The 10,225-nt window shown below is 72.2% G+C and carries 12 protein-coding genes and 3 tRNA genes; 5 read left to right on the top strand and 10 right to left on the bottom strand.

Annotated features, from left to right (window positions below; translation table 11 throughout):
* Positions 1-56 precede the first annotated feature (56 nt).
* The 10 genes from ACFWFR_RS13380 to ACFWFR_RS13335 all read right to left on the bottom strand — a co-directional run bounded on the left by ACFWFR_RS13380 (position 57) and on the right by ACFWFR_RS13335 (position 8,588).
* On the bottom strand, positions 57-977 hold the full coding sequence (locus ACFWFR_RS13380) for a prenyltransferase (protein ID WP_377623276.1): 921 nt from the start codon (positions 975-977) through the stop codon (positions 57-59).
* On the bottom strand, positions 974-1,288 hold the full coding sequence (locus ACFWFR_RS13375) for a lycopene cyclase domain-containing protein (RefSeq protein WP_377623275.1): 315 nt from the start codon (positions 1,286-1,288) through the stop codon (positions 974-976). Before ACFWFR_RS13375 ends, ACFWFR_RS13380 begins: the two co-directional genes overlap by 4 nt.
* Positions 1,285-1,713, bottom strand: a complete 429-nt coding sequence (locus tag ACFWFR_RS13370) for a lycopene cyclase domain-containing protein (protein WP_377623274.1) — start codon at positions 1,711-1,713, stop codon at positions 1,285-1,287. Before ACFWFR_RS13370 ends, ACFWFR_RS13375 begins: the two co-directional genes overlap by 4 nt.
* Positions 1,710-3,425 carry a phytoene desaturase family protein gene (gene crtI / locus ACFWFR_RS13365; protein WP_377623277.1) on the bottom strand — a complete coding sequence of 572 codons (1,716 nt, stop codon included), beginning with the start codon at positions 3,423-3,425 and terminating at the stop codon, positions 1,710-1,712. The genes ACFWFR_RS13370 and crtI overlap by 4 nt, the downstream gene beginning before the upstream one ends.
* A 17-nt stretch (positions 3,426-3,442) precedes the next feature.
* A complete protein-coding gene (locus tag ACFWFR_RS13360; protein ID WP_377623273.1) occupies positions 3,443-4,405 on the bottom strand; it encodes a phytoene/squalene synthase family protein in 963 nt (320 codons plus the stop codon).
* Position 4,406: 1 nt separating this feature from the next.
* Positions 4,407-5,603, bottom strand: a complete 1,197-nt coding sequence (locus tag ACFWFR_RS13355) for a polyprenyl synthetase family protein (RefSeq protein ID WP_377623272.1) — start codon at positions 5,601-5,603, stop codon at positions 4,407-4,409.
* A gap of 145 nt (positions 5,604-5,748) precedes the next feature.
* Complete coding sequence (gene galE, locus ACFWFR_RS13350) at positions 5,749-6,732, bottom strand: UDP-glucose 4-epimerase GalE (protein WP_377623271.1); 984 nt, start codon at positions 6,730-6,732, stop codon at positions 5,749-5,751.
* A 65-nt stretch (positions 6,733-6,797) separates the two neighbouring features.
* Entirely contained in the window at positions 6,798-7,724 is a 927-nt protein-coding gene (locus tag ACFWFR_RS13345; protein WP_377623270.1) for a cation diffusion facilitator family transporter, read from the bottom strand.
* On the bottom strand, positions 7,721-8,158 hold the full coding sequence (locus ACFWFR_RS13340; protein WP_377623269.1) for an ArsR/SmtB family transcription factor: 438 nt from the start codon (positions 8,156-8,158) through the stop codon (positions 7,721-7,723). Before ACFWFR_RS13340 ends, ACFWFR_RS13345 begins: the two co-directional genes overlap by 4 nt.
* Positions 8,159-8,225: 67 nt before the next feature.
* The gene (locus ACFWFR_RS13335; protein WP_191805668.1) at positions 8,226-8,588 is read right to left on the bottom strand and encodes a metallopeptidase family protein; all 363 of its coding nucleotides are present in this window, start codon (positions 8,586-8,588) and stop codon (positions 8,226-8,228) included.
* Between the two features lie 174 nt (positions 8,589-8,762).
* On the opposite strand from ACFWFR_RS13335, the gene ACFWFR_RS13330 reads away from it, so the two are divergent.
* The 5 genes from ACFWFR_RS13330 (at position 8,763) to ACFWFR_RS13310 (ending at position 10,123) form a co-directional block, all read left to right on the top strand.
* A tRNA-Glu gene (locus ACFWFR_RS13330) sits at positions 8,763-8,835 on the top strand.
* Between the two features lie 88 nt (positions 8,836-8,923).
* Positions 8,924-8,997 (top strand) — tRNA-Asp (locus tag ACFWFR_RS13325).
* A 45-nt stretch (positions 8,998-9,042) separates the two neighbouring features.
* Positions 9,043-9,115: transfer RNA gene (locus ACFWFR_RS13320), tRNA-Phe, on the top strand.
* A gap of 301 nt (positions 9,116-9,416) precedes the next feature.
* Positions 9,417-9,839, top strand: coding sequence for a phage holin family protein (locus ACFWFR_RS13315; protein WP_191805667.1), 423 nt, complete (start codon positions 9,417-9,419; stop codon positions 9,837-9,839).
* Positions 9,836-10,123 carry a DUF3618 domain-containing protein gene (locus tag ACFWFR_RS13310; RefSeq protein ID WP_377623268.1) on the top strand — a complete coding sequence of 96 codons (288 nt, stop codon included), beginning with the start codon at positions 9,836-9,838 and terminating at the stop codon, positions 10,121-10,123. Before ACFWFR_RS13315 ends, ACFWFR_RS13310 begins: the two co-directional genes overlap by 4 nt.
* Positions 10,124-10,225: the final 102 nt, after the last annotated feature.

The raw sequence follows: 10,225 nt of genomic DNA, 5'->3' as shown, positions 1-10,225 counted from the left end.
CCGGACACCGGTGCCCGCCCTCGGCGGTGTCTGTCCTCAGGGAGGCGTCGCCGCGCTCACCCCCAGGTGACCCCGATGAGCAGCATCGTCACGAGGAACCCGGTCACGAGGTTGAGCCAGAGGAAGCGTCGCCAGCCCACGTTGGCACGTTCGCAGTCCGCGTCGCGCACCGACCAGAAGGATGCGACGTTGACCAGGTAGGGCAGCGGGAGCAGGGCCGCGAGCCACCCCGGCCACGGGAGGAACGCCAGCAGCACCGCGGCCACCAGGTAGGCGGCCGACGCGACCACCACGGTCCGGTGCGCCCCGATCACGGTCGCGACCGAGCCGATCCCGCCCTCGCGGTCGGCCTGCACGTCCTGCACCGCGCCGAACGCGTGCGACGCGGCACCCCACAGCACGAACGCCGCCAGCACGGGCCACACGGTCCGCGCGCCGAGGTCGGCCCCGACCAGCACGAGCGCGTAGAGCAGCGGTCCCACGAAGTGCATGGCCGAGGTGAGCGAGTCGAGGAAGGGCCGCTCCTTGAAGCGCAGCACGGGGGCGGAGTACGCCACGACGAGGAAGACCACGACGGCGAGCGTCAGGTTCGCGGCCGCGTCGCCCTGGAGCAGCAGCCAGGCGAGGAACGGGACGTTCGCCACGGCGCACGCCCACAGGATCCGTCGGTGGGTGCGCCGCGCGGTCGCGGGGTCGGCCAGCGCTCCCTCGATCCCGCCCTTGCGCGGGTTGCGCAGGTCCGAGGCGTAGTCGAACACGTCGTTGACGCCGTACATGAGCAGGTTGTACGGGACGAGGAAGTACAGCGTCCCGACGACGAGCGTGGCGTCGATGCGTCCGCCCGTGGCCACGAGGTACCCGGCGGCGAACGGATAGGCCGTGTTGATCCAGGAGAACGGGCGCGAGGCGGCGACGACCTCCCGCAAGGCGACGAGCGGTCGCGGCGCCTGCCCGGGGCCCACGACGACCCGTGTCACGACTGTCCTCCCGCGTGCCGCCGGCGGCGACCGTCACCCACCCAGGTCCACACCGCAGGCAGCAGCAGGACCGCGGCCAAGGGGTAGGCGAAGTCCTCGATCGGGGCACCCACGAGGTAGACGCCCAGGATCTTGTCCGGCGCGTAGGTGTAGAGCCCCACGGCGATCATGATCGTGTCGAACACGAGCGTGAGGACGACCATGACCGCGGTCGTCCACAGGAGCGGCCCGGCGCGGTGCCGGCGCAGGGTCCATCCGGTGACCGCCGCGACGAGCACGAGCACGACGACGTTGAGGACGATGTTGGTCATGCTCGGCCCCCTGTCGTCGCGCCGTCCGAGGGCTCGGCGGCGCCGTCCACCCCTGCGCCCGTCGGCCGCGGCGTGGCGGCCGTCCCGGTCGCCCCGGGTCGCCGGTGGCCCCGCCCACGCACCCGCAGGTCGAGGAACCGCCACACCAGCAGCGTGTTGTAGCAGAGCAGCGTCAGGAACACGGCTTCCTCGACGGGCAGCTCGGGCGCGAGCTGGAGCCCCGTCATGTGGGGCGAGTCGCCTCGCGCGAAGATCCCGAGCGCGAGGCCCGCGACGTCCCACGCGAGGAAGAACAGCACACCGACCACGAGCGTGATCGCAGTCCTGGCGGGGTCGGCCCAGAACGCGAGGCGGAACCGGCGGTCGAGCACCGCGAGCCCGCCGAGCGAGACCGCGAGCGCCCCGAGGTACGCGAACCCGATCACGCGGCACCGCCCCGCAACCGGTCCGGACGTCGGCTCGCCGCGAGGAAGCCACGGCGCAGCGGCGTCGGCAGCGGCCGGGACGAGGTCTCGCCGAGGAGCCGCTTGGCGACGAGCTCGGCGCTGATGAGGCACATGGGCAGCCCGACGCCGGGAGCCGTGCCGGCTCCCGCGTAGTACAGGTTGGAGACCGTTCGTGAGGCACCGGCCGGCCGGAACATCGCGCTCTGCGCGAGCGTGTGCTCCATGCCCAGGGCCGTCCCGCGCCAGGACGAGAACTCGGTCGCGAAGTGCGCGGGTCCCAGCACCGTGCGCGTCACGACCCGGCCACGCAGGTCGTCGATCCCGGCCCAGGCGCCGACCTGGTCGAGATACCCGTCGGCGAGCTCCTCGAGCGCGGCCTGCGACGCGGCGGACGCTCCGAGGGCAGGGTCCGCCGGGAACGGCACCAGGACGAAGAGGTTCTCGTGGCCGGGTGGTGCCGCCGGGTGGTCGAGGCTCGCGTCGTCGGTCGCCGAGGTCCGCGAGACGTAGAGCGAGGCGGGGACGGGCACGCGGAGCGAGCGCACGTCGCTCGAGGCCCCCTGCCCCAGGACGTCCTCGAAGTTGCCGCGCCAGTCCTCGGTGAAGAACAACGAGTGGTGCGCCAGCTCGGGCAGCTCGCCGCGCACGCCCGCGAGCACGAGCAGCGCCGAGATGCCGGGCCCCCGGTCCTCCCACGACTCGGCCGGCAGGTCGGCGTACACGTCGGGCAGCAGCGCCGTCTGCGTGTGGTGCAGGTCCGCACCGGACACCACGACGTCCGCGGGGACGACCTCGCCGTCCCTCAGCCGCACCCCGGTCGCGACGCCTCGCGCGCACCGCCGGGACCTGCCGGTCCGCGCCCGGGGCGAGGCTCCGGCGTCGGGCCCGGCGGGGGCGACCTCGATCCCGACGACGTCGCTCCCCGTGCGGATCGTCACGCCTTCCGAGCGGGCCAGCTTCTCCATGGCCTCGATGATCGTGTACATGCCGCCACGCGGGAACCGGACGCCCTCGACGAGGTCGAGATGGCTCATGAGCGAGTAGAGCGCGGGCACGCGGTACGGCGACGAGCCGAGGAAGACCGCGTGGTAGCCCAGGACCTGGCGCAGCCGCGGGTCGCGCACGCGTCGCTCGACGCGGTCCGCGAGCGAGCGTCCCAGGAGAGCCGCGAGCCGCGGGAGGCGACGCAGCACCGAGCCGTCGACCGCGCGGTCGGGGCGCTCGAACGTCGTGTAGAGGAAGTGGTCGAGCGCCAGCCGGTAGGCCTCGCTCGACTCCGCGGCGTACGCGCGCATGCGCTCCCCGTCACCCGGCGAGAGCGCGTCGAAGCGTGCCCAGTTGGCCTCCGCGTCGCGCGTGACGTCGAGGACGGTCCGTGCGCGGGTGGCGTCGGCCTGCTCGGAGGACGGGGATCCTTCGAAGAAGACCCGGTACGACGGGTCGAGCGGCACCAGGTCCAGGTGGTCCTCGACGCGCTCGCCCAGGAGCGCGAACCAGTGCTCGAACACCTCGGGCATGAAGTACCAGGAGGGGCCCGTGTCGAACCGGAACCCGTCGAGGTCGAGCGTCCCGGCGCGCCCGCCGACGCGCTCGTGCCGTTCGAGGAGGGTCACGCGTGCGCCGCCGCGGGCGAGGAGCGCGGCCGTGGCCAGGCCGCCGATCCCCCCGCCCACGACAACGACGTGCGGCATCTCGGGCGGTGCGTGGGTCACGGGGCTCCTCGGGTCGTCGAGCGTGCGGTCGGTGCGGCGGTCAAGGGGAGGGGGACGTCTCGTCGCAGGGTCTCACGGGCGACCGCACGGGCCGCGACGACGAGCTTGACCGGGTCGGGGACACGGACCCGGGCGCGCAGCAGGTCCTCGGGCCGCGTCGAGGCGAGCCTGCCCAGCAGGGTGTCGTAGAGCGCGAGGGTCGCCGCGACGGCCATCCGGGCACGGCGCGGCAGCGACGGGAGTGCGGCACGGGCCGCGTCGAGGTCGCTCCCGATCTCCGCGAGGATCGCGTCGACGTCCTCCTGCGTGAGGTCCGCGGGGGTGATCCCGGGGAAGTAGCTGCGGCCCAGGTCCTCGTGGTCCGCGCGCAGGTCGCGCAGGAAGTTGATCTTCTGGAACGCGGCGCCCAGGCCGCGCGCACCGTGCACGACGGCGTCGCTCGCCCGCACGACCGGGTCGCCCGGGCGTCGCCCGGCGTTGAGGAAGACCGCGAGGCACATGAGTCCGACGACCTCGGCCGAGCCGTAGACGTACTGCTCGTAGCTGGCCTTGTCGTGGACCTGGACCGTCAGGTCCATGCGCATCGAGGCGAAGAACGGGTCGATCTCGGGGTGCCCGATCCCCGTGCGCCGGGCCGTGCGCGCGAACGAGTGGACCACCAGGTTGGTCGAGTAGCCGCTCGCGAGGGCGCGGGCGGTCTCCTCCTCGAGACCGGTCAGGAGCTCGTCGGCCCCCTCTCCACGGCGGGTGTCGACGACCTCGTCGGCCACCCGGACCAGGCCGTAGACCGCGTCGATGTCGCGGCGAGCGGCGCTGCCGAGCAGCCTGGAGCCCAGCCCGAACGACGTCGAGTACCCCGTGAGGACCGCCCGGCTCGCGCGGGCGGCAGTACGGTCGTACAGCATCTGCGCCCCGTGCGCCTCGACGGCCGCCGGTGAGGGCCGCTTGCCGGTCGGCATCTCAGGCAGCCCTGTCGGCGAACGAGTCGGCCAGGTCGAGCAGGTACCGCCCCAGGGGGGCGGGCAGCTCGGCGGCCGCGGCCCGCGCCTCGTCCAGGTGGTGCGCCACGCTCGCCCGGACGGCGTCGGGAGCCGCGGTGCGGCGCATGACGTCCCGCACGACGGCGGCTCCCGCCTCGGTGAGGTCGGCCCGCCCCACGTGCTGGTCGAGCAGAGCGACGTCTGCGGGCTCGGCGCCCCGGTAGGCGCAGGCCAGGAGCAGCGTGCGCTTGCCCTCGCGCAGGTCGGAGAGAGCGGACTTCCCCGTGACCCGAGGGTCGCCGAAGACCCCGAGCAGGTCGTCGACCAGCTGGAACGCGACGCCCAGCGCTCGGCCGTAGGTCTCGAGGCTCGCGCGGGACGCCGCGTCGGCGCCCGCGAGGATCGCCCCGCAGGCCAGCGGCACGACGCACGTGTAGGTCGCGGTCTTGAGCTCGGCCACGAGCGCGGGGTCCACGTCACCGGGCGCAAGCAGCGGGCCCGAGACGTCCAGGACCTCGCCCGCGACGGCGACCTGGACCGCGCGCACGAGCTGTGCGGTCACCGCGAGCCTCTCGCCGGGGGTCGCCGTGGAGCTCAGGACGAGGTCGAACGCGCCGGCGATCGCCAGGTCGCCCCCGAGCAGGGCGGCGGCCTGGACGTGGACGTCGGCGCGAGAGCCGTCTGTCCCCGCGGCAGCGAGCCGAGATCGGGTCGCCCCGGCGAGGTTCGATCGACCGCGCCGGGTCTCGTCGTGGTCCAGCAGGTCGTCGTGCACGAGCATCGCGGTGTGCAGCAGCTCCTGGGCCGCGGCGACGGGGGCCACGGCGCCGAGGTCTCGTCCGCCGAGCCCGAGGTAGGCCGCGAGCGTGAGCCGGGGCCGCACGAGCTTTCCGCCCACCTGGTCCGCGAGGTCGGTCCAGAGGTCGACGACCGGTCGCCCGCCGGTCGCGGCGCTCGCCGCGCCCTGGACGAGGTGCTCGTGGAGCACCGTTCGCGTGGCCGCGAGCGCCTCGTCGAGGTGGAGGGCGAACGTGTCGTGGGTGAGGGGTCCGCGGCCGTGGTCGTGATCGAGAGTGCCCTCTGGTGGCGCCACGACGGCAGCGCCTGGCCCGTGCGGGGACGTCCCGGACGCCGACCGTTCGGCGACGTCGTCGATGGTCGTGCTGGTTCCGGACATGGCCCACCCTTCGATTCCTCAGCGTACTGAGTATTTTGCTCAGCATACTGAGGATCTGGGGCCGTGTCAGCGCCGTACGCCAAGGGGCCCCCTCGCACGGTGCGAGGGGGCCCCTTCGGGGAGTGCCCGAGACGGCTCGGACGGCTCAGACGTCGATGCGCCGCGGCCCGGCCTGCCAGGCCTCCCAGGCCGAGGAGATGATCTGCTCGAGCCCCTGGGTACCGGTCCAGCCGAGGACCTTGTTGATGCGCTCGGGCGACGCGACGAGCTGGGGCGGGTCGCCCGCGCGGCGCGGGAGGATCTCCGGGGTCACGTCCAGGCCCGAGACCTTGCCGATCTCGTCGATGACCTCGCGGACCGAGGAGCCCGTGCCGGTGCCGACGTTGAACACGTCGTACGCCCGCTCGTCCTCGTCCAGGTAGCCCAGTGCCACGAGGTGCGCCTCGGCGAGGTCCAGGACGTGGATGTAGTCGCGGATGCACGTGCCGTCCGGCGTCGGGTAGTCGTCGCCGAAGATCTTGGGCTGCTCGCCCCGCTCGAGGCGGTCGAGGACCATGGGGACGAGGTTGAGGACCGCAGGGTCGCCCAGGTCCGGCCAGCCGGCGCCGGCGACGTTGAAGTAGCGCAGCGCGACGAACCGCAGACCCCACGAGCGGCTCGCCGCCCGGCCGAGCCACTCCCCGATGAGCTTGGTCTCGCCGTAGGGGTTGATGGGCTCGGCGTGCAGCTTCTCCTCGACCATCGAGACCGAGGGCATGCCGTAGGTCGCCGCGGAGGACGAGAACACCAGGCGGTCCACGCCGGCAGCCTCCATCGCGGTCACGAGGTTCGTGAAGCCACCGACGTTCTGCTGGTAGTACCAGGCGGGCTTCTCGACGGACTCGCCGACCTGCTTGCGGGCCGCGAAGTGCACCACGGCCGTGACCTCGTGCTCGGTCAGGGTCCGGGTCAGGACCTCGACCGCCTCCGGGCCGGAGACGTCCAGCCGCACGAGCGGCGCACCCCCGATGCGCCCCTCCTGCCCCGTGCTCAGGTCGTCGACCACGACGACCTTCTCCCCTCGCCGCTGCAGCAGGCGCACCACGTGCGCACCGATGTATCCCGCTCCGCCGGTCACCAGAATCGTCATGAGGGCAGCCTAGTTGCTCGGCCTCGAGCCCCCGGGTGCGCGGCCACCAGCGAGACGCGGAGGGCTCACAGGTGGACCGAGGACTCGGTCTCCTGCATCTCGGGAGGCTCGATCTGGAACGTGCAGTGGTCGACGTCGAAGTGTCCGCCCAGACATTCCTTGAGCCGCTGGAGCACCGCCGTCCCCTCGCCACGCTCGAGCCGTTCGGCCTCGACGACCACGTGGGCCGACATGACCGGGACCCCCGACGTGATGGTCCAGGCGTGCAGGTCGTGGACCCCGACGACCCCGGGGATGCCCTCGATGTGCGTCCGGACCTTCTCGAGGTCGACCCCCGCGGGCGTCGACTCGAGGAGCACCGCGGCGACCTCACGCAGGAGCATCAGCGCGCGGGGCAGGATCATGATGCCGATCGCGACCGAGGCCAGGCCGTCGGCCCACGCGAAGCCGAGCGCGACGAGCACCCCGGCGACGATCACCGCGATCGAGCCCAGGAGGTCTCCGAGCACCTCGAGGTAGGCGCCCCGCACGTTGAGGCTCTCACCCTGACCGGCCGACAGGAGGCGGAGACCGACCACGTTCGCGACGAGCCCGACGACCGCCGCCCCGATCATCAGGCCGGCCTCGACGTGCGGGTCGGGTGCACGGACCCGCGAGACGCCCTCGACGATCGCGAGCACCGCGACGACCCCGAGGATCAACGCGTTGGTCATGGCTGCGAGGATCTCCGCACGCTGCCACCCGAAGGTCCGGGTCGCCGAGGCGGGGCGCGTCGCGAGCCAGCTCGCGAACAGGGCGATCCCGATCCCGGTCGCGTCGGTCAGCATGTGCCCCGCGTCCGCGAGGAGCGCGAGCGATCCCGAGACCAGGGCACCCACGACCTCGAGGACCATGACGCCGAGCGTGATGGCCAGGACGATCACGAGCCGACGGCGGTGCGCGCCCGTCGCGGTCGCCGCGCCGTGCGAGTGGGAGTGGGAGTGACCGCTCACCGCGCACCGCCTCTCGTCGCCTCGACGACGCGCTCGGCATCGGCCAGGATGTGCGCGACCTTGGGCCGCGCGAGCCGGTACCAGGAGGACCGCCCTTCGCGACGAACGTCGACCAGTCCGGCGTCACGGAGGGTCGCGAGGTGGACCGACACGGTCGACTGCGCGAGCCCGAGCTCGCTCGTCAGGTCCACGACGCGGTGCTCTGCGCGCGCCAGGAGGTGGACCATCGAGAGGCGGTGGGGTTCGGCGAGGGCGTGCAGGAGGCGGGCGACAGCCGCGTGGTCGTGCCCGACCACCGGCGGCTCGCAGGCCTGCACGGGATGCTCGGCGACCGGCGCACCGTCCGTGTCGACCGGTTCCACGCCCGCTGCGGTCGCTGCGGCGCTCCGCGAGCGGACGTGCGTCCGGGGCGTCGCCTCACGTCTCATCGTCATGTGCCGATGTTATCGCCGATCGACGATGAATGAAAGCCCTGGTGCCGACGGTGCGGGCACCGGCCCCTCAGGACCAGCCCAGCTCGTGCAGGCGGTCGTCGTCGATACCGAAGTGATGGGCGATCTCGTGCACGACCGTGACGACGACCTCCTCGACGACCTCCTCGCGGGTCTCGCAGATCGCGAGCGTGGGACGCCGGTAGATCGTGATCCGGTCCGGAAGAGCACCCGCGGCCCACATGAGGTCACGCTCGGTGAGGGGTACACCCTCGTAGAGCCCGAGGAGCTCGGGGTCGTCGTCGGGGGCGTCGTCCTCGACGAGCACCACGACGTTGTCCATCTGCTCGGCCAGCTCCTCCGGGATCTCGTCGAGCGCATCGCGCACCGCGTCCTCGAAGTCCTCGCGCGTCATCTCCACCACAGGCACCATCCTCCCCCGCGGCCGGGCGCGACACCCCCACCGGCGCCGGCGGCGAGGCGAGATCGGGTGCCCGCAGCCCCGAGATCGTGCCGTTTTGCACCGCGCCCCCAGTTCCCCGTATGCTGACGGAGGTCTCTCGGCGACTCGTGCCCCGTAGGCGGTACGGGTTGTCCAGGAAACTAGGCCCCCATCGTTTAGCGGCCTAGGACGCCGCCCTTTCACGGCGGTAGCACGGGTTCGAATCCCGTTGGGGGTACTCGGAAAGATCCGATTAACGGATCCGCCCGGAAGTGAGATACGATTCTCGAGGTTCGAACGGCAAAGGCCGGGAGAAACTCACGCAAGGCCCTGTAGCGCAGTTGGTTAGCGCGCCGCCCTGTCACGGCGGAGGTCGCGGGTTCAAGTCCCGTCAGGGTCGCTCGACAGCGGCTGCCCGGTCATCATGACCGGGCTTTCGTGTCAAGGCTCTGTAGCTCAGTTGGTAGAGCGTTCGACTGAAAATCGAAAGGTCACCGGATCGACGCCGGTCGGAGCCACTTCCACGAAGCCCCATCTCGTTCACACGAGGTGGGGCTTCGTCGTTCCCTGCACCCCTTCGCGACATCCCGGTGCCGTCGACAGGTCGATCCGCACGAGCAGCGCGACGACGTCGGGCACGAGGAGCCCGGGCCTTCCCTGGCTCCTCGCACACCGAACTCCTGCTCGCACCCCCGGCGCGCGGAATTGCCCTGGACGCCGTTGACCGGTTGAGTGGGACATGAAGAACGACTCTTCGAGCCGCAGGCATCCCCTGCGTGCACGGGCGCTCCGGCCGGACGCGCCAGGAAGGTGAGCACCATGAGCGACTGGGACGACGGGCAGACGCCTCCCCCGAACCCGAAGCCCTCGATCGGCAAGCTCGTCGAGCAGATGTCGGAGCAGGCCACCCGCCTGGTCCGCACGGAGATCGCGCTCGCCAAGAAGGAGCTGACGACCAAGGCCGCCCGATCAGGCATCGGGATCGGGATGTTCGTCGTCGCCGGCGTCCTGTCCCTGTACGCGCTCGGCTTCCTCCTGCACTCGGCCATGGTCGGCCTCGCGCACGCCGTCCCGCTGTGGCTCGCCGCGCTGATCGTCGGCGTCGTCCTGCTCCTGGTCGCCGGCCTCCTGGCCTTCGTGGGCAAGAAGCAGCTGACCAAGGGCATGCCGCCGACCCCCGAGTCGACCATCGCCAACCTCAAGGAAGACGTCGCCACCGTCAAGGAAGGACTGCGCCCGTGAGCACCGAACCGACCCAGGCAGAGCTGGAAGCCGAGATCGCACGGACCCGGGCCGAGCTCGCGAGCACGATCGACGAGCTCACGACGCGACTCGACCCGCGCACCCAGGCCGCGAACGTCGCGCACCAGACCAAGCAGGCGGCAGCAGACACGGGGAGCTTCTTCACGGGCGGCGGGTTGCCCGAGCACGACCCGGTACGGGCGCGCAACGTGAAGATCCTCGTCACCGGGACCATCGCGACCGTCGCCCTGGTCGTCGCCGCGATCCTCCGCAAGAGGTCCTGACAGCCCCGGGCACGAACGAGCCCGGCGCCGGTGGCGCCGGGCTGTCGGCTGGTCGAAGTGAAGAGGCTGCGGACGCGACGGGGAGCACCGGGAAACAGGTCC

The organism is Oerskovia sp. NPDC060287 (genome assembly GCF_042726775.1).
GTDB classification, from domain to species: domain Bacteria; phylum Actinomycetota; class Actinomycetes; order Actinomycetales; family Cellulomonadaceae; genus Oerskovia; species Oerskovia merdavium.
The sequence above is the reverse complement of the archived record's forward strand: the minus strand, read 5'-3'. Positions and strand labels throughout refer to the sequence as shown.